The organism is Paenibacillus xylanilyticus (genome assembly GCF_009664365.1).
Taxonomy (GTDB): Bacteria; Bacillota; Bacilli; order Paenibacillales; family Paenibacillaceae; genus Paenibacillus; species Paenibacillus xylanilyticus_A.
Window position 1 is genome coordinate 86,913 of the sequence record NZ_CP044310.1, and the last position, 18,326, is coordinate 105,238.

Annotated in this window: 14 protein-coding genes, 1 tRNA gene and 2 rRNA genes; 13 read left to right on the forward strand and 4 right to left on the reverse strand. The window is 46.5% G+C overall.

Features of this window, described 5'->3' with window-relative positions:
• Window positions 1-246 precede the first annotated feature (246 nt).
• The 11 genes from F4V51_RS00410 (at window position 247) to F4V51_RS00455 (ending at window position 11,956) form a co-directional block, all read left to right on the forward strand.
• Window positions 247-3,170: ribosomal RNA gene (locus tag F4V51_RS00410) — 23S ribosomal RNA — on the forward strand.
• Window positions 3,171-3,243: 73 nt separating this feature from the next.
• Window positions 3,244-3,360, forward strand: a 5S ribosomal RNA gene (rrf, locus tag F4V51_RS00415).
• A gap of 354 nt (window positions 3,361-3,714) precedes the next feature.
• Complete coding sequence (gene guaB, locus F4V51_RS00420) at window positions 3,715-5,172, forward strand: IMP dehydrogenase (RefSeq protein WP_095293447.1); 1,458 nt, start codon at window positions 3,715-3,717, stop codon at window positions 5,170-5,172.
• A gap of 421 nt (window positions 5,173-5,593) precedes the next feature.
• Window positions 5,594-6,982, forward strand: coding sequence for a D-alanyl-D-alanine carboxypeptidase family protein (locus F4V51_RS00425; protein WP_153976451.1), 1,389 nt, complete (start codon window positions 5,594-5,596; stop codon window positions 6,980-6,982).
• 324 nt (window positions 6,983-7,306) lie between these two features.
• Complete coding sequence (pdxT, locus tag F4V51_RS00430) at window positions 7,307-7,897, forward strand: pyridoxal 5'-phosphate synthase glutaminase subunit PdxT (RefSeq protein WP_127541152.1); 591 nt, start codon at window positions 7,307-7,309, stop codon at window positions 7,895-7,897.
• A 277-nt stretch (window positions 7,898-8,174) separates the two neighbouring features.
• Window positions 8,175-9,458: a serine--tRNA ligase gene (gene serS / locus F4V51_RS00435; protein WP_153976452.1), complete on the forward strand. Its 1,284-nt coding sequence runs from the start codon at window positions 8,175-8,177 to the stop codon at window positions 9,456-9,458.
• A gap of 146 nt (window positions 9,459-9,604) precedes the next feature.
• A tRNA-Ser gene (locus F4V51_RS00440) sits at window positions 9,605-9,693 on the forward strand.
• 181 nt (window positions 9,694-9,874) lie between these two features.
• Entirely contained in the window at window positions 9,875-10,216 is a 342-nt protein-coding gene (locus F4V51_RS00445; protein ID WP_095293451.1) for a hypothetical protein, read from the forward strand.
• 23 nt (window positions 10,217-10,239) lie between these two features.
• The gene (locus F4V51_RS28765) at window positions 10,240-10,416 is read left to right on the forward strand and encodes a hypothetical protein (protein WP_167301673.1); all 177 of its coding nucleotides are present in this window, start codon (window positions 10,240-10,242) and stop codon (window positions 10,414-10,416) included.
• Between the two features lie 23 nt (window positions 10,417-10,439).
• Complete coding sequence (locus tag F4V51_RS00450) at window positions 10,440-10,592, forward strand: small acid-soluble spore protein P (RefSeq protein WP_095293452.1); 153 nt, start codon at window positions 10,440-10,442, stop codon at window positions 10,590-10,592.
• Window positions 10,593-10,861: 269 nt separating this feature from the next.
• Window positions 10,862-11,956, forward strand: coding sequence for a hypothetical protein (locus F4V51_RS00455; RefSeq protein ID WP_153976453.1), 1,095 nt, complete (start codon window positions 10,862-10,864; stop codon window positions 11,954-11,956).
• 84 nt (window positions 11,957-12,040) lie between these two features.
• On the opposite strand, the gene F4V51_RS00460 is transcribed toward F4V51_RS00455, so the two are convergent.
• Entirely contained in the window at window positions 12,041-12,610 is a 570-nt protein-coding gene (locus F4V51_RS00460; RefSeq protein WP_153976454.1) for a GNAT family N-acetyltransferase, read from the reverse strand.
• Window positions 12,611-12,647: 37 nt separating this feature from the next.
• Window positions 12,648-13,148: a tRNA adenosine(34) deaminase TadA gene (gene tadA, locus F4V51_RS00465; RefSeq protein WP_153976455.1), complete on the reverse strand. Its 501-nt coding sequence runs from the start codon at window positions 13,146-13,148 to the stop codon at window positions 12,648-12,650.
• Between the two features lie 331 nt (window positions 13,149-13,479).
• Here tadA and F4V51_RS00470 point away from each other — a divergent pair, with 331 nt between their 5' ends.
• Complete coding sequence (locus F4V51_RS00470; RefSeq protein ID WP_153976456.1) at window positions 13,480-15,819, forward strand: ATP-binding protein; 2,340 nt, start codon at window positions 13,480-13,482, stop codon at window positions 15,817-15,819.
• 18 nt (window positions 15,820-15,837) lie between these two features.
• A complete protein-coding gene (rluF, locus tag F4V51_RS00475; RefSeq protein WP_153976457.1) occupies window positions 15,838-16,539 on the forward strand; it encodes a 23S rRNA pseudouridine(2604) synthase RluF in 702 nt (233 codons plus the stop codon).
• A 148-nt stretch (window positions 16,540-16,687) separates the two neighbouring features.
• Here rluF and motB read toward each other — a convergent pair whose 3' ends face one another.
• Together motB and motA are read right to left on the reverse strand one after the other, a co-directional pair.
• Entirely contained in the window at window positions 16,688-17,506 is an 819-nt protein-coding gene (motB, locus tag F4V51_RS00480) for a flagellar motor protein MotB (RefSeq protein WP_153976458.1), read from the reverse strand.
• Window positions 17,493-18,293 (reverse strand): flagellar motor stator protein MotA, encoded by an 801-nt coding sequence (gene motA / locus F4V51_RS00485; RefSeq protein ID WP_095293458.1) that lies wholly within the window; start codon window positions 18,291-18,293, stop codon window positions 17,493-17,495. The genes motB and motA overlap by 14 nt, the downstream gene beginning before the upstream one ends.
• Window positions 18,294-18,326 lie beyond the last annotated feature (33 nt).

The following is an 18,326-nucleotide window of genomic DNA, read 5'->3' on the forward strand; positions in this document are numbered from 1 at the left end:
GAAACATTCAAAAAGTCTTCAGGAAGCATGCTTCCGAAGCGAGCTTTACTTCGTAAAGCTTTTAACTCACTCGTTGCTCAGTTTTGAGAGCTCAAACTCTCAAACAGCTTGCTTTTGCATGGAGCTTGTTCTTTGAAAACTAGATATCGAAACGAAAATTGCGAATTAGAACATTCCTTTTAGCTGAACTTGTGTTAAACAAGTTTCAAATATTAGCGAAAACTGCATTGCTCAATTTGAGCATTTGGTTAAGCTACTAAGAGCACACGGAGGATGCCTAGGCGCTAGGAGCCGATGAAGGACGTGGCGAACAACGATACTGCCTCGGGGAGCTGTAAGCAAGCTTTGATCCGGGGATGTCCGAATGGGGAAACCCAGCTGGGGTAATATCCAGTTACTCACAACTGAATACATAGGTTGTGTAGAGGCATACCAGGGGAACTGAAACATCTAAGTACCTTGAGGAAGAGAAAACAATAGTGATTCCGTCAGTAGCGGCGAGCGAACGCGGAACAGCCCAAACCAGAGAGCTTGCTTTCTGGGGTTGTGGGACGTCTCACATGGAGTTACAAAGGAACCGGTTAAACGAAGAGGTCTGGAAAGGCCCGCCAAAGAAGGTAAAAGCCCTGTAATTGAAAGTCTGTTCCCTCCGAGACGGATCCCGAGTAGTGCGGGGCACGTGAAACCCCGTATGAATCCGGCAGGACCATCTGCCAAGGCTAAATACTTCCTAGCGACCGATAGTGAAGCAGTACCGTGAGGGAAAGGTGAAAAGCACCCCGGAAGGGGAGTGAAATAGAACCTGAAACCGTGTGCTTACAAGAAGTCAGAGCCCATTTTAGGGGTGATGGCGTGCCTTTTGTAGAATGAACCGGCGAGTTACGTTCCCGTGCAAGGTTAAGGTGAAGAGCCGGAGCCGCAGCGAAAGCGAGTCTGAATAGGGCGATGTAGTACGTGGACGTAGACCCGAAACCGGGTGATCTACCCCTGTCCAGGGTGAAGGTGCGGTAACACGCACTGGAGGCCCGAACCCACGCACGTTGAAAAGTGCGGGGATGAGGTGGGGGTAGCGGAGAAATTCCAATCGAACTCGGAGATAGCTGGTTCTCCCCGAAATAGCTTTAGGGCTAGCCTCGGAAAACAGAGTCGTGGAGGTAGAGCACTGATTGGGTGCGGGGCCCGCAAGGGTTACCAAGCTCAGTCAAACTCCGAATGCCATAGACTTACTTCCGGGAGTCAGACAGTGAGTGCTAAGATCCATTGTCAAAAGGGAAACAGCCCAGACCATCAGCTAAGGTCCCCAAGTGTGTGTTAAGTGGGAAAGGATGTGGAGTTGCACAGACAACCAGGATGTTGGCTTAGAAGCAGCCACCATTGAAAGAGTGCGTAATAGCTCACTGGTCGAGTGACTCTGCGCCGAAAATGTAACGGGGCTAAACACACCACCGAAGCTATGGCTTGATCTTATGATCAGGGGTAGGGGAGCGTTGTATAAGGGTTGAAGGTGTACCGTAAGGAGCGCTGGACATTATACAAGTGAGAATGCCGGTATGAGTAACGAAAAGATCAGTGAGAATCTGATCCGCCGAAAGCCTAAGGGTTCCTGAGGAAGGCTCGTCCGCTCAGGGTAAGTCGGGACCTAAGGCGAGGCCGAAAGGCGTAGTCGAAGGACAACAGGTCGAAATTCCTGTACCACCGTAAATCGTTACGAGCGATGGGGGGACGCAGTAGGGTAGTGACGCAGACTGATGGATGTCTGTCCAAGCAGTAAGGCTGATGTGTAGGCAAATCCGCACATCTAAGGCTGAGCTGTGATGGGGAGTGAAAATTACAGTAGCGAAGGTCATGATCTCACACTGCCAAGAAAAGCCTCTAGCCAGATGAAGGTGCCCGTACCGCAAACCGACACAGGTAGGCGAGAAGAGAATTCTAAGGCGCGCGGAAGAACTCTCGTTAAGGAACTCGGCAAAATGACCCCGTAACTTCGGGAGAAGGGGTGCCCCGGTAGTGTGAATAGCACGAGGGGGCCGCAGTGAAAAGGCCCAAGCGACTGTTTAGCAAAAACACAGGTCTGTGCGAAGCCGTAAGGCGAAGTATACGGGCTGACGCCTGCCCGGTGCTGGAAGGTTAAGGGGAGCGGTTAGGAGCAATCCGAAGCTGTGAACCGAAGCCCCAGTAAACGGCGGCCGTAACTATAACGGTCCTAAGGTAGCGAAATTCCTTGTCAGGTAAATTCTGACCCGCACGAATGGCGTAACGACTTGGGCGCTGTCTCAACGAGAGATCCGGTGAAATTTTAATACCTGTGAAGATGCAGGTTACCCGCGACAAGACGGAAAGACCCCATGGAGCTTTACTGCAGCTTGATATTGAATTTGGGTACGATCTGTACAGGATAGGTGGGAGCCTTTGAAGCATGAGCGCCAGCTTGTGTGGAGGCACCGTTGGGATACCACCCTGATCGTATCTAGGTTCTAACCTGGTGCCCTTAGCGGGTACGGGGACAGTGTCAGGTGGGCAGTTTGACTGGGGCGGTCGCCTCCTAAAGAGTAACGGAGGCGCCCAAAGGTTCCCTCAGAATGGTTGGAAATCATTCGAAGAGTGCAAAGGCATAAGGGAGCTTGACTGCGAGACCTACAAGTCGAGCAGGGACGAAAGTCGGGCTTAGTGATCCGGTGGTACCGCATGGAAGGGCCATCGCTCAACGGATAAAAGCTACCCTGGGGATAACAGGCTTATCTCCCCCAAGAGTCCACATCGACGGGGAGGTTTGGCACCTCGATGTCGGCTCATCGCATCCTGGGGCTGAAGTAGGTCCCAAGGGTTGGGCTGTTCGCCCATTAAAGCGGTACGCGAGCTGGGTTCAGAACGTCGTGAGACAGTTCGGTCCCTATCTGTCGTGGGCGTAGGAAATTTGAGAGGAGCTGTCCTTAGTACGAGAGGACCGGGATGGACGTACCGCTGGTGTACCAGTTGTTCCGCCAGGAGCACCGCTGGGTAGCTATGTACGGACGGGATAAGCGCTGAAAGCATCTAAGCGTGAAGCCCCCCTCAAGATGAGATTTCCCAGTATGTAAGACCCCTTGAAGACGACGAGGTAGATAGGCTGGGGGTGGAAGTGCAGTAATGCATGGAGCTGACCAGTACTAATCGGTCGAGGGCTTATCCAAATTGCAGGTTTTAATCGCACATTTCGTTTCGGATCTAGTTTTCAGAGAATGATCTCTGAGCGTAGCAGCATCGTTTGGTGGCGATGGCGGAGGGGTTCCACACGTACCCATCCCGAACACGACCGTTAAGCCCTCTAGCGCCGATGGTACTTGGACCGAAGGGTCCTGGGAGAGTAGGACGCTGCCAAGCAAAGAACCACTGCCGAAGATACTCGGTGGTGGTTTTTATTTGTTTTTAAAGGTAAATATATGGAAGCTATGTAGTTTTACTTGAAACAAAGTCAAAAAATTTTAGAGGACAAACGCCATTTAAAAACGGATGGTTTTTTTGGCATATTCGGCAGTTGTCCGCTCAAGAAATACAGTTGTATGCATCAGACAGTACACCTGATATAACCAGGCACTTTTCCTTGACAGTCTAAATATCGCTTTGCTAAGATGGCAATAATAAATTTTTCAGAAAACGTATTTTCGGCATAAATACTGCCTGAGATCTTCGGGTTTTGGACCGTAAAGCTGAGCAAACATAAGGAGGAACACCTGCGTGTGGGAAGATAAGTTTGGTAAGGAAGGTTTGACCTTTGATGATGTATTGCTAGTGCCACGGAAATCCGAGACACTGCCTAAAGAAGTGGATGTATCGGTTCGTTTGAGCGATAGTGTAAAACTGAATATCCCTCTGATCAGTGCTGGTATGGATACCGTTACTGAAGCAACTCTGGCCATTGCCATTGCACGTGAGGGCGGTATTGGAATTATCCACAAAAACATGTCTGTTGAACAGCAAGCGGAAGAAGTAGATCGGGTTAAACGTTCGGAAAGCGGCGTTATTACCAATCCGTTCTCACTGACTGCTGAGCACCTGGTGTCGGATGCTGAAGAAGTTATGGCTAAATATCGCATCTCCGGTGTACCGATTGTCGAAGGTGATCAGAAGCTGGTTGGTATTTTGACTAACCGTGACTTGCGTTTCATCCATGACTACGGTATTAAAATCAGTGAAGTCATGACTCGTGAGAATCTGGTTACTGCTCCTGTAGGTACAACCCTGCAAGAAGCAGAAGGAATTCTCCAAAAGCACAAAATTGAGAAACTTCCTTTGGTGGATGAGTCCAATACACTGAAAGGTCTCATTACAATTAAAGATATCGAAAAAGCAATTCAGTTCCCTAATGCAGCCAAGGATGCTCAAGGTCGTCTCCTGGTTGGTGCGGCAATTGGTATCTCCAAAGATACTTTTGAACGCGCTGATGCATTGGTACAAGCTGGTGTAGACTTAATTACTGTAGACTCTGCACATGGACATCACATCAACATTATCGAAGCTGTTCGTCAATTGCGCGAGCGTTTCCCGAACTTGACTATTATTGCAGGTAATGTAGCTACTGGTGAAGCTACTCGCGATCTAATCGAGGCGGGTGCATCGGTTGTCAAAGTGGGTATCGGTCCAGGTTCCATTTGTACAACACGCGTTATTGCTGGTATCGGTGTACCTCAAGTAACTGCTGTTTACGATTGTGCAACTGTTGCACGCGAGTATGGAGTTCCAATCATCGCAGACGGCGGGATCAAATATTCAGGTGAGATTACAAAGGCACTGGCTGCAGGCGCACATGCAGTTATGTTGGGAAGCCTGTTTGCTGGAACTGCTGAAAGCCCGGGAGAAACTGAAATCTTCCAAGGACGTAGCTACAAAGTTTACCGCGGTATGGGTTCAATGGCTGCAATGAAACAAGGAAGTAAAGATCGTTACTTCCAGGATGATGACAAAAAACTCGTTCCGGAAGGCATTGAAGGACGTGTAGCTTATAAAGGTCCATTGTCCGATACCATTCATCAGTTGATTGGTGGTCTTCGTTCGGGTATGGGTTATTGCGGAACAAGCAACCTTGAACAGCTCCGCAATGATACAGGCTTTATCCGTATTACAGGTGCGGGACTTCGTGAAAGTCATCCGCATGATGTTCAAATTACAAAAGAAGCACCTAACTACTCGTTGTAATCTGAAGAGAGTTAATCATTTCCAGGACAGGCTTGGCGATTTTCGCCGGGCCTGTCTTTTTTTGCGGATACCCCTGTGATAGAATAGAAAAAGCGGTGACGATCCTTTATCGGATTAGGGCGTTGCGGCGGCTTTTTGACGTGAATCTATGAATCTTGTTTCACATGGAACAAATGCCACGAAAGGTTGCCCAGCTAGATAGAAGCGCGGACGTCCTTTTACATAAGCATTGGATAATGCTAACTAAGTGACAATCGATAATGAAACGTATGGAGCAATGATATTGCTCTTTCGATACAGCGCATAAAAAGCTACTTTTCACAACAACATCTTCTACGATCGTTAAGGACCAAGAAAACGCAGCTCAAGCTGCACTGAAGCATCAATTAAGCGAAGCTTCGGAACGAAGGGAGTACTATCATTGAAAGCTAAACAAATGAACAAAAAGAAACGCCAAATGCTCAAAAAAAGCGTAGCCTCGGTTATGCTGGTCAATATGCTCTGCATGTCTGCAGTAATGCCGGTGATGGCTGCTGCGAATGATTCGGGTCAGGTACTGACTGCTGCTGCGACAACAACGAAGACCGAGAAAGCCGTGCAGGTTCCTTCCGTAGACTCACTTGGACTTGAAGTTAGATCTGCCGTACTCATGGAGGCTTCGACAGGCCAGATTCTGCTTAATGTGAATGCGGACAAAGCCATGCCGCCTGCCAGCATGACGAAGATGATGACCGAGTACATTGTGGCTGAGCAGGTCAAGCAAGGGAAGTTTGGATGGGATGATGTAGTTACGGTTAAAAGAAATGCAGCGGAGAGCATAGGCTCACGTATTTTCCTGGCTGAGGGCGATCAACATACGGTCAAAGAGCTGTATATTGCTATGGCCGTTGGATCTGCTAATGACGCAACAGTGGCATTGGCAGAATATGTTGCCGGTTCCGAAGAAGCTTTTGTGAAAATGATGAATGATGAAGCAAAGCGAATGGGCATGAAGGATACGTTCTTTATTAACTCCACAGGTCTTGACCGTGCGGATATGCCTAAGGACTTCCAACCAGCCGAAGACAAAGAGACAGTTATGTCTGCATTGGATGCAGCAATTCTGTGCAGATATATCATTCAGGATCACCCTGACTACACAGACTTTACAACAATTCAATCTTATAAATTCCGTCCCAATGACAAAGCTCCAATTATCAACTACAACTGGATGTTGGAAGCGAATAAAGATATAACCAATTTCAAAAGCTACGCCTATGAAGGCCTGGATGGAATGAAAACGGGCCATACCACAAATGCAGGGAATAACTTCACAGGAACGGCTGAACGTGATGGTATGCGCCTGATCAGTGTCGTTATGGGTACCGATTCCGAGCCTGCACGCTTCAGAGAGACGAAAAAAGTACTGGATTATGGTTATAACAACTTCGAAGTGAAGCAAGCTGTCGCTGGCAAAACCAAAGTAACTGGCTGGGAAGCTGTTCCGCTGAAAAAAGGTAAAGAAACGAATGTGCCCGTAGTGACTGACAATGCAGTTAGCTTTGTTGTTCCCAAAGGCACTCAAAACCTGGATGTTACCTTTAAGGCAAACGTAACGGAAGCAGACAAGCTGGTTGCTCCAATTAAAGCAGGTACGAAAGTCGGAACGGTGACCTACACCTATAAGGCTGACGGTATTGAACCACAGGAAAAAACAGTGAACCTGATCACCGCAGAAGAGGCTGAAAAAGGCGGCTGGTTCCGTTTGTTCTTCCGTGCGGTAAAGGACTTCTTCGTTGATCTGTTTGACGGTATCAAAAACCTGTTCTAATGGATGCTATAGGCCATGATTGCCGATCATAGAAGTTTCCCATCTACCTCGCCTGAATAAGGACAATAAGCACCAAATTGCGCCTGGATGCATTGTGTATTTACAATTTTTCCGGTAAAATATCAAGTTAGAATTCTACGTATAAATCAGCTCAAAATTCTAAGGACAACCTTGTTAGTTGCACATGTTATAGTGGGAGCGACAACGCATTACATGGACGATAAATGGATTGCTGGAGTGTCCAGAAACCTCTGGACACGGATCTCCTAACTTACGGCTTTTGACGTATAACAGGATCGCGGCTGGTAGAAGAGGAGAACGCAAATGAAGATAGGTGTATTAGCACTTCAAGGTGCGGTTACAGAGCATATTCGCAGTGTTGAGCGAGCTGGTGCAGAGGGACTGGCTGTGAAACAGGTTGAGCAGTTGGATGAACTGGATGGTCTGATCCTTCCTGGCGGTGAAAGCACCACTATTGGTAAATTGATGCGTAAATATGGTTTCATGCAGCCTATTCGTGACTTTGCTGCCAAGGGTAAACCGGTATTCGGCACCTGTGCAGGCCTGATCGTAATGGCTGAGCGTATTTCAGGACAGGAAGAAGCCCATTTGGAATTGATGGATATGACTGTCTCCAGAAATGCATTCGGGCGGCAGCGGGAAAGCTTTGAAACAGACCTGCCTGTCAAAGGAATTGATGAAACGGTAAGAGCAGTGTTTATTCGTGCACCTTTAATTGAGAGTGTTGGGGAACAGGTTGAGGTTCTCTCTACGTATAAGGGTGAGATCGTTACCGCGCGCCAAGGAAACTTGCTGGCCTGCTCATATCATCCTGAATTGACCGATGACTACCGTTTGCATTCTTATTTTGTAGATATGGCCCAATCATACAAGCAGTCGCTACAGAACCAATAGCGCATATTAGACAACTTATGATACCCCGGTGGATTGGAATACTCCTTCTGCAAGCTGTAAGACTGCTGTAGGAGCTGTATCTGGTCGAATGCCTGATGTTGCCCGTATCTGCTTTATACAGCGGGAATCGCAGCGTAGGGTGTCACAGGGGTTTATAGGTTGTTTTTTTATTGTTGAATATGATTAAGATGAAGTTATACGCGACTCCACAAAGGCTATGTGATAGGCTTAGGTTTATTGATATGTTTTCTGTGAGGTCATTTAGGAGGAGTATATAATGCTTGATGTAAAGATATTGCGGAATGAATACGCCCGTGTAGAAGAAGCGTTAACGAACCGTGGCAAGTCACTCGATCTCATTGCTGGATTTTCCGAGATGGACGCAAAGCGCCGGGAACTACTGCAAGAGAGCGAGACGTTGAAGAACCGCCGGAATACAGTATCCGGTGAAGTTGCCAAGCTGAAAAAGAATCGCGAGAACGCGGATGATTTGATTGTTGAGATGCGTGAAGTTTCTGATCGCATCAAGGCGATGGATGAAGAGGTCCGGGAACTGGAAGCGAAGATCAATGATCTGACGATGGCCATCCCTAACATTCCAAATGAGAGTGTACCTGTGGGTGCCTCTGAGGATGATAATGTAGAGATTCGCCGCTGGTCTGAACCGAAGTCGTTCGGTTTTACTCCAAAAGCACATTGGGAGATTGCGCAGGATCTGGATATCCTTGATTTTGAGGCTGCTGCCAAAGTAACAGGTTCCCGTTTTACGTTCTACAAAGGACTTGGCGCGCGTCTTGAGCGAGCTTTGATTAACTTCATGATGGATCTGCACAGTGATCAGCATGGATATGAGGAGATTTTGCCTCCATATATCGTCAATCGCGACAGCCTCTTCGGAACAGGCCAATTGCCGAAGTTCGAAGAAGATCTGTTCAAGCTTAAGGATACGGAGTATTATCTGATCCCTACCGCAGAAGTTCCAGTAACGAACTATCATCGCGAAGAGATTTTGAATGCGGAGGATCTGCCGAAGCATTTTGTGGCATACAGCTCATGTTTCCGATCTGAAGCCGGCTCTGCTGGACGGGATACACGTGGATTAATCCGTCAGCATCAGTTCAATAAGGTTGAGTTGTTGAAATTGTCTTCTCCAGAAACGTCTTACGAGGAATTGGAGAAAATGACGCAAAATGCAGAACGTGTGCTTCAACTGCTGGAATTGCCATACCGTGTTTTGGCGCTGTGTACAGCGGATATGGGTTTCACTTCCGCGAAAACCTATGATCTTGAGGTATGGTTGCCAGAAAGCAATACATATCGTGAAATCTCTTCCTGCTCGAACTGTGAAGACTTCCAGGCGCGCCGTGCCAACATTCGTTTCCGTAGAGAGCCGAAGGCTAAGCCTGAGTTCGTCCACACACTGAACGGATCCGGACTGGCTGTTGGACGTACAGTGGCAGCTATTCTGGAGAACTATCAGCAAGAAGATGGGACTGTAGTTATTCCTGAAGCATTGCGTCCGTACATGGGTGGAATCAGTGTAATTTCACGTCGTTCCTAAAATAGGGAATAGTTTTTTTATGATAAAACCAACCACAAAAGCTCGTCATTTAATTATGACGGGTTTTTTTTAATCTAGAGCTTGCTTTTTTAATTGTATATGTGGTATGATCTATTTCGTGGCAAGTTTATAAAACTTCAAATTATGGAGAGGTACCGAAGCGGTCATAACGGGGCGGTCTTGAAAACCGTTAGGGTGCAAGCCCACGTGGGTTCGAATCCCACCCTCTCCGCCATAACAACACTTATAACAGGGACTCGAGCGATAAGCTTGGGTCCTTTTTTGCATCTACATTTTTCTCAATCGAGCTATCTGCCATGGTTATTTATTAAAGGCAACAACAGGCTCGAATTGACTCCGTATACATGTATAAAATCATCTTGTTCGCCGCACTTTATAGGAGTGGAGGTGGTTAGATGAACCGCGAGTTAAATATAGATCAGACAGAGCTTGTAGGCGCATGGCAGGAGCGTTTGCCGGAAGTACTGAACGTTGGCGATCAGGCACAGGTAATGGCAGATGAAGCCGATCAGAAGGCTATTCGTATTCATATCGCGACTGCAGGACACCAAATGTACTCATTCGATTTCAAATGCGCGTATGTGGACTCCCGTGAGGTCAGTGTACAACTGATTGATGTAGAACGGGATGGACAAACGACAGATGAGCGTACAGAACCCATCCAGGAGCTGGCTCAGGATTATACACGGCATATTCATGAATGTGCCCAGTCGTTGCAGTCCAAGACAAGAACATAGCCCCAATTGAAGGAGTGATTCGAGTGAGTAAAGCCAAGGCAGGCATTGATAAAAACTTGCAGAATGTTGTTGCTGATCTGGAGCAGCCAGCTGTGAACAGCCATCATGCACAGCAAATTCAGCAAGATACCAATGATCGTCGTCATCAGGATTCGTTGAATCATGACAAAACGGAAGATATGAACCCATCCCATTCCTAAAATTACGAAGAGGGGGTATTGGCATGAGCAAACCAAAAGCGATACCTGTACCGGAGGTTCAAGCTGCTGAGCAGCATCGCCGTCCGGAAAAGCATTCATCTGGACAAGAACCGTTGTCGGGGTCCAAAAAAGTAAAAAATCAAAATCATGTGGATCATAACAACCCACAAGGGTAAGAGGAATACCCATCCATTTCAGCATCGTAATATAAGATATATAGTAATGCATATTGAGACCTCCTGTTACCTAACAGGGGGTTTTTGCGTATTCATACATAAATAATGACCAATGATGATAGGAATTCAAAAGCTAACATAGGTCTTTGTAGCCATTTTAGTGTGGAAAGATCACAAATTTCCCAAATCGTGTTTCCGTTTCAGAATAAATGGTATATCATTGATGTTGAATTATTTTTTTTGGGGTTATCACGAGAGGAGAGAAACAAATGACTAAACGTATGGGGGCGTTGCTTCTAACGTTGCTGTTGACGGTATCTTTGGCTTTGACAGCATGTAGCAGCAAACAAGAACCGAAAGAAGCACTGAAGACGGCTGCGGCCAATGCTTCTAAACTGACTTCGTATGAGATGAGTTCCAATTTCACAATTAATGATTTGAGCTATAAACCTGCAGACGAGTCACAACAAGATCCAACGATGACTCAGTTTATGAGCATGTTGAAGGATGCTCAGTTTAACGTAACTGGCGTATATCAAAGCGAGCCAATGCAAACAGAAATGACAGTTAGCCTTGAGCTCAAAGGTGATATGGGCATGACGTTTACCATTCCAATGGTGATGACAGCTGAGAAGCTTTACGTTAAAGTGCCAAGCATTCCGTTCTTCCCAATTCCGGAAACAGTAGTTGGCAAGTTCCTGGAGCTGGATCTGAAAGAATTGGCTGAGCAAGAGGGTACGGAGTGGAACCCTGATGCTATGGACGCAGCCAAAACACAAAAACTGAGCAATGAAGTTATGGATGCTGTTCTTAGTGAATATGATCAAGACAAATTCTTCAAAAACGTAGATGTTAAGGATGCACAGCTGCCAGAAGGTGTAGATGCCAAGCAGGTAGTGCAATTCTCTGTTACTAACGACAACGTTAAAGAAGCAGTTACTGTACTAGTGACTAAAGCACTGCCTAAAGTGCTGGACATCTTGTCCAAAGAAGAATACCGCGATATGCTGCAACTGAGTCAGGCTGATATTGATCAGGCCAAAGAAGATCTGAACATTACAGAAGCTGATCAGACTGAAATGTCCAAGGATCTGGATCAGTTGAAAGAGACGTTGACCATCAATAACTTCAACATCGATTTTGCATTGGATAAGCAGGATTTCCCGGTTTATCAAAAGATTGCAGCTGATCTGCTGATCAAACCAGTGGATACCAAAGATGAAGTGAAGTTGGCCTTTACTGGATCCAACACTTACACTAAAATCAATGAGAAAGCAGCCTTCAAAATCAATATCCCTACAGGTGAAAATGTAATTACGATGCAAGAATTCGAAGAACTGATGAATTCTTCTTACGGATACTAAGCTCATTCCAAGAAATGAGTGGAAAAAGCCGCCTCGATTTTATGTCGGGCGGCTTTTTGTTGTTTTATAGTTTAAATCTGTCTGTTATTGCAGGGATTCCGATAAATCTTCAGCAAGAACGGCATAAATTCGGTGATCCTGATAGCTTCCGTTGATCTTCAGATATTTACGGGCAATGCCTTCTGCCTGAAAGCCGTTCTTCTCCAGTACACGCTGGGAGCCGGCATTAGTGGGTAGGATTGCCGCCTGAACACGATTCAACTTCAAGGCGCGGAAGGCATAGGCAACAGCCAGTTTAACAGCTGCTGTCATACGTCCACCACCCTGATAGTCTGGATGGATAAAGTAACCCATATCGGCATAATTGGCAACGCCATAGGAGACGTTATTCAGGCTGATTTGCCCAATGAGCAGGTCGTCCTTGATGGTGTAGATGCCAAACTGATAACCAGTACCTTCTTCAGCCGCTTTTAGACGGTCCTGAATCCGCCTTGTTTGAGCATCCAGTGTGTAGAACTCATCATCTCGAAGAGGCTCTACAGCTTGGTAGGGAACGCGAGTAACCTGGATCAGATCTAGATAAGCTTGTGTATCGTCGGTGGTAAGTAACCGGAGGCTAATTCCTTTGGGGGTATCATACAGTGTTAATGCCATAGCAGTGCACATCCTCTCAAAATCAAAAGTATAAGTATTACTTCTTGCGTAACCGACGGAAAAATTGGGTCAGCATTGTAGAGCATTCGGGTTGAAGGACATCTGGAATCACCTCGGTACGATGATTGAACCGTGGCTCCTGCAGCAAGTTCATCAAGGTTCCTGCACATCCGGCTTTGGGGTCAGCGGTGCCATATACAACGCGGGGCACTCTGGACTGTACAATGGCACCTGCGCACATAGGGCAAGGTTCCAGTGTCACATACAAGCTGCAATCAAGCAGGCGCCAGGCTCCGATCGTTTCGCTTGCCTGACGAATAGCGACCATCTCCGCATGTGCAGTGGAATCAAGAGTGGTCTCACGCAAATTATATCCTCGTCCGACAATCTGATTATGCTGCACAATGACAGCTCCGATAGGGACTTCCCCAAGTGCCTCGGCTTTTAGCGCCTCAGCAATGGCTTCACGCATCCAGAATTCGTGCTGCTGTTCCTCCGTAAGATGCGAAAGATCAACCGGGATTGGGTGTTCGTTCATTACAGTTAAAGCTCCTTCCAAAGCATTTATTCGGCGAACAAATATTCGTTTGTTAACATGATGTGCATAAGTCTGTGGATAACTACATAGTTGCTCACATAGTTATGAACAGGATATCCACAAGCCTGTGGATTTGTGTATAGTTTTAGTGATTAATCTCATTGTAGGCACGGCAAAGACAAAAAACAATGAAATTCGAGCTTTTTAGCCAAGCGGTAACTTTTGGACTAGGGGCATTTATCCTTTTCAAAATCACACACAACCGTTATGATGGAGATAGGTTTTGCCATATATCGCCAAAGGGTACAAGCCGAGAGGTGAACTAAAAAAGTTGTCTATTAAAACGAAATTATCCATGATTATGTCGTGCTCGGTGCTTGTTATTTTGATTCTGAATATTGCGCTGAGTTATTATACGACCGAGGAAAATCTTAGGCAGGACAGTGAAACCAAGATGGTCCTAACGGCCAAACAGATTGCAATTTCTGTCGAACAGAATCAGAATAGTTTGGATTATGTAAAACGCCAGATTGGTAATAATCTATGGCTTGCTTCAGTCATGGCTGCAGAAGAACTCGACCCGGATATTAATAATATCACAAATGAGGAACTTGTACGTTTAAGCAAAAAAGTGGGGGTATCACATATCTCTCTCATGGAACAAACCGAGGATGATATCGTTGTAACCCGCTCTTCCGATCCGCGCGAAGTTGGTTTATCCACAAAGAAAATGACCTATTGGTATCAAGCCTTTAAGCAATTGTTCGAAAAACATCAGGTTACCATCACTCAAGGGCAGAAATTGGATCATTTTTGGTCCGATGGTTTCGAGTACTCGACATCCAGTCCATCGGATATTGATATCTGGGGTTATTACCATGATGGCAAGAGGAACTACATAATCAATCCCTTCTATAATAATGCTGAAGTTGATGACTATGTGAAGATCTCTGGTCCGGATGAGATATTGAACAAAATTCGTGAAGTGAATCCTTCCATCTTGGAAATCACGGGTATCAATCCATTGACTTTTGGCAGTCCAAACATGAGTGATGATGGTAGGGATAGCAACAACAGCAAGCTGAATAATAGACCGATTCGTTTTGGTACGTATCAGTATGGTACGGCAGATGAGGACCACCGGGCAGTCGTAAGGGCGATCCGAACCGGGCAAAATGTATCGTTTGTCAGTGAAACGCATGAACAGAAGGTGTTAAAAAGCTTCATCCCCATCTTCACGCCGAATGAAGCATCATATGTCATCAGTATTGTCATGGACTATAAACAAATATCCTCCATGGTATCGGAACAATTGGTCAGTCATGCTTCCATATCGCTGGTGCTGCTGGAAATCGTGATCTTTGGCAGCTATTTGTTAGCAGGATATATTACACGTCCTATTCAATCCATCCTGGGCAAAGTGAATGATGTAGCGGATGGACATTTCGACTTCCGTCTAAAAGTAAGAAGGAAGGACGAGCTGGGCCAGCTGGCCAATCGGATTAATGCCATGATTCGCAATCTGGGTCACTATACCAACCGGTTAAAACAGATGTATGAGGAGAACAGGGCAGTTAAGGAGCATCTGGAATCCATCATTAATCAAACCGCCGACGCCATTCATATTACCGATCTAGATGGTAAGGTCTTGCGTGTAAACCGGGCGTTTGAACAACTATATGGCTGGCGAAGCCGAGAGGTCGAAAACCGCAGGCTGAAGATCATCCCGCCTGAAGCGGAAGAGGAAATGAAGCAGCAGCATGCCCAGCTCATAGAAGGTCTATCCATTACTTCGAATGAAACCGTATGGATGAAAAAAGATGGCACACGAGTTGAAGTTAGTGTCAGTACAGCGCCTGTGCGCGATGAATTAGGTGAAATTACAGCACTGATTAGTGTGTCGAGGGATATCACAAGCCGCAACCGAATGGAAGAGCTGCTCAGACGCTCAGAGAAGCTCACAACCGTAGGCCAACTGGCTGCGGGTGTTGCGCATGAAATCCGTAACCCACTTACAACGCTACGTGGTTTCCTGCAGCTGCAGCAGGAGACGAACAAACTGAATCATCGACATCTCGACTTGATGCTGTCGGAGCTGGACCGCATCAATCTGATCGTAGGCGAATTCCTGATTTTGGCCAAACCACAGGCTGTTCACTTCCAGGAGCGGGATATCCGTTTTATTCTCGGCGATGTGATCTCGCTGCTGGATAGCCAGGCACATCTGCACGGGGTTGAATTTGTATTAAATGCATCATCGGATTCAGCTATGGTACACTGTGAAGAGAATCAGTTGAAGCAAGTGTTCATCAACCTGCTTAAGAATGGTATGGAAGCCATGCCGAACGGAGGCAGCATTCGGATTCGCCTTGACCATGACGAGGAATTAAACCGGGTGCGGATTGAAATTAAAGATGAGGGTATCGGGATTCCGGAAGAGATGATGCCGAAGCTTGGCGAGCCGTTCTTTACCAATAAGGAGTCTGGAACAGGGCTTGGTTTAATGGTCAGTCAGCGCATCATTCAATCACATAAGGGCATGATGGATATTAAAAGCGTCATGAACAAGGGCACGACCGTTATCATTGATCTTCCTGCTACCAAACAGCTCCCGGAGAGCGTGGAAGAGGACGATCGGACGGAAGATGCGCTTACAGACGAAGAGAACTAGATGAGGTGAGATTACCTTTTGCGTATTAATAAATTTATAAGTGAAACAGGCTACTGCTCCCGGCGTGAAGCGGATAAATTAGTCGAGAGCGGGAAAGTGACCATTAATGGCGTAACCGCCGAACTGGGAAGTCAGGCGGAAGAAGGCGACGACGTACGGATCAACGGTCAGCCTATCAAGGAAAAAAGAAAACATGTATATATTGCACTCAATAAACCTGTCGGCATTACGAGTACAACCGAGCAGCATATCAAGGGCAATATCGTTGACTTTGTAGGTCACAAGGAACGCATTTTTCCAATTGGCCGATTGGACAAGGATTCCGAAGGGCTCATTCTGATGACCAATGATGGAGATATCGTCAACCGGATACTTAGAGCAGAGGGACGCCATGAGAAAGAGTACATCGTTACAGTTGACCGCCCTGTCACGCCGAGTTTTCTGAAGGGGATGAGCACGGGCGTCAAAATTCTCGGTGAAATGACGTTGCCCTGCACCGTCACTCGAATCTCTGAGCGAGTATTCCGGATTATACTGACCGAAGGGAAGAATCGGCAGATTCGCAGAATGTGCAGTGCCTTTGGTTACGAGGTGCGTAAATTGAAGCGTGTACGTATCATGAATATCCATCTGGGTGACCAGGCTACTGGGAAGTGGAGAGAGTTGACAGCTGCGGAGAAGTCTGAATTGGGCAGCCTGCTGAACTACTCTCTGGAATAAATCGTTTAATTCATGAAAGCTCTGCATATCTTTTCGGAAGAAAAGAAAGCAGAGCTTTTTTGATATCATGGTGACTAAACATTTACACATCAAAAAGACGTTTTCCTCTACCGGAGAGAAAAACGTCCTGTTGAACTTGCATTCACTTCTAGTTTACTGGATTAACTGCTTTCACAGTCGAATTGTTGCTTTGATACTTCCGGATAATAGAAACCTCTACACGGCGATTCTGAGCCCGTCCAACATTGGTCTGGTTACTGGCAACCGGGTGATACTCACCATACCCGCTAGGTGTGAACTTCGCAGGGTCCAGTGCGTCGTTCAACAAGAGGATTTTGAGGAAGTTCAGTGCGCGATCCGCACTTAGATCCCAGTTATCCTTATATTGGCTGTTCGAGATGGGAATATTATCAGTATGGCCAGAAACAACCACTTCATATTGCGGGAACTCCTGCAGCATGTTGGAAATGGCTTTTGCCAGTGATCGCGATTCAGGCTTCACATCTGCTCGCCCTGAAGAGAACAGAGCGTTATCACTGATGGTAATCTTCAGTTCAGATTGATTCAGCTTGGTGTTGAGTTGGTCCGATAGCCCGTTTTTGCTAATGTATTGGTCCAGTTGTTTCTTGAGTTTTTCCAGATCTTCCTGCTCTTTTTGAGCCATCTGTGCATCTGTAATCTGAGCAGATTTGTTCTTGGTGATCTCTTCAGGCACCTGTTTGTTTTTGCCCAGGTCGGTTGTGGCTTCCGTAGGGTTCATGGATGTATGATCCAATACACCTGCGCCGCCATTCAGTGCACTGCTTAGTGCCGAGGCCATCTGTTCGAACTTGGCTGCATCGAGAGAACTCATGGAGAACAACGTAATAAACAGGGCAAGCAACAGTGTCATCAAGTCAGAATACGGGAGCAACCAGCTCTCGTCTATATGTTCTTCATGCGGCTCGTGTTTTTTAGCCTTTTTCACCTGATGATCCCTCCTTCTCTTCCAGCTGTCTACGTTCGGAAGGTGTCAGGAATACAGATAATTTTTGGTTGATGGCAATGGTGGATACACCGGATTGAATGGATAACAATCCTTCAACCATCATCAGCTTGATCTCCATCTCTTTCTTGGACATCCGCTTCAACTTGTTGGACATCGGGTGCCACAACACGTAACCACTAAAAATACCAAGGAGTGTAGCAATGAACGCAGCCGCAATCGCGTGAGATAGCTTTTCCATATCACTAAGGTCGGCCAGGGCTGCAATCAGACCTACAACGGCCCCGAGAACCCCGAGTGTTGGAGCGTACATCCCCGCTTGTGCGAAGATCAATGCTCCGCCGCGGTGACGCTCTTCGGTGGCATGGATATCTTCCATCAAAACATCACTAACAAATTCCTGGTCGTTGCCGTCAATAATCATGCGCATACCGCTGCGAAGGAATTGATCGTCAATCTCTTCGACTTTTGATTCCAGTGCCAGCAAACCTTCACGACGGGTAGTGGAAGCCCATTCCATAAATGTGCCGATCAGTGAAACACGGTCAATCAGTTGCTGCTTTTTGAAGAGTACCCCAAAAAGCTTGGGGATTTTTTTAACTTCAGACATTGGAAATGCCATGAAGATTGTTGCTGCTGTACCAACAAAGATAATAACGTAGGCTGCCGGGTTGTTAACCAGATTGATCAGGGGAGCACCCTTCAGGAACATCCCGAGAACAAGTGAAACCAGCCCTAAAACTAGTCCGATAATCGTTGAAATTTCCATCATACACCTCATCCATGAGATAAAATTGAATCC

Excerpts from the sequence above, each read along its gene's own strand:
- F4V51_RS00445 (WP_095293451.1), top strand. The coding sequence starts at position 9,875 with ATGAACCGCGAGTTAAATATAGATCAGACAGAGCTTGTAGGCGCATGG.
- tadA (WP_153976455.1), bottom strand. The coding sequence starts at position 13,148 with ATGAACGAACACCCAATCCCGGTTGATCTTTCGCATCTTACGGAGGAA.
- motA (WP_095293458.1), bottom strand. The coding sequence starts at position 18,293 with ATGGAAATTTCAACGATTATCGGACTAGTTTTAGGGCTGGTTTCACTT.
- pdxT (WP_127541152.1), top strand. The coding sequence starts at position 7,307 with ATGAAGATAGGTGTATTAGCACTTCAAGGTGCGGTTACAGAGCATATT.
- F4V51_RS00455 (WP_153976453.1), top strand. The coding sequence starts at position 10,862 with ATGACTAAACGTATGGGGGCGTTGCTTCTAACGTTGCTGTTGACGGTA.
- F4V51_RS00460 (WP_153976454.1), bottom strand. The coding sequence starts at position 12,610 with ATGGCATTAACACTGTATGATACCCCCAAAGGAATTAGCCTCCGGTTA.
- serS (WP_153976452.1), top strand. The coding sequence starts at position 8,175 with ATGCTTGATGTAAAGATATTGCGGAATGAATACGCCCGTGTAGAAGAA.
- F4V51_RS00450 (WP_095293452.1), top strand. The coding sequence starts at position 10,440 with ATGAGCAAACCAAAAGCGATACCTGTACCGGAGGTTCAAGCTGCTGAG.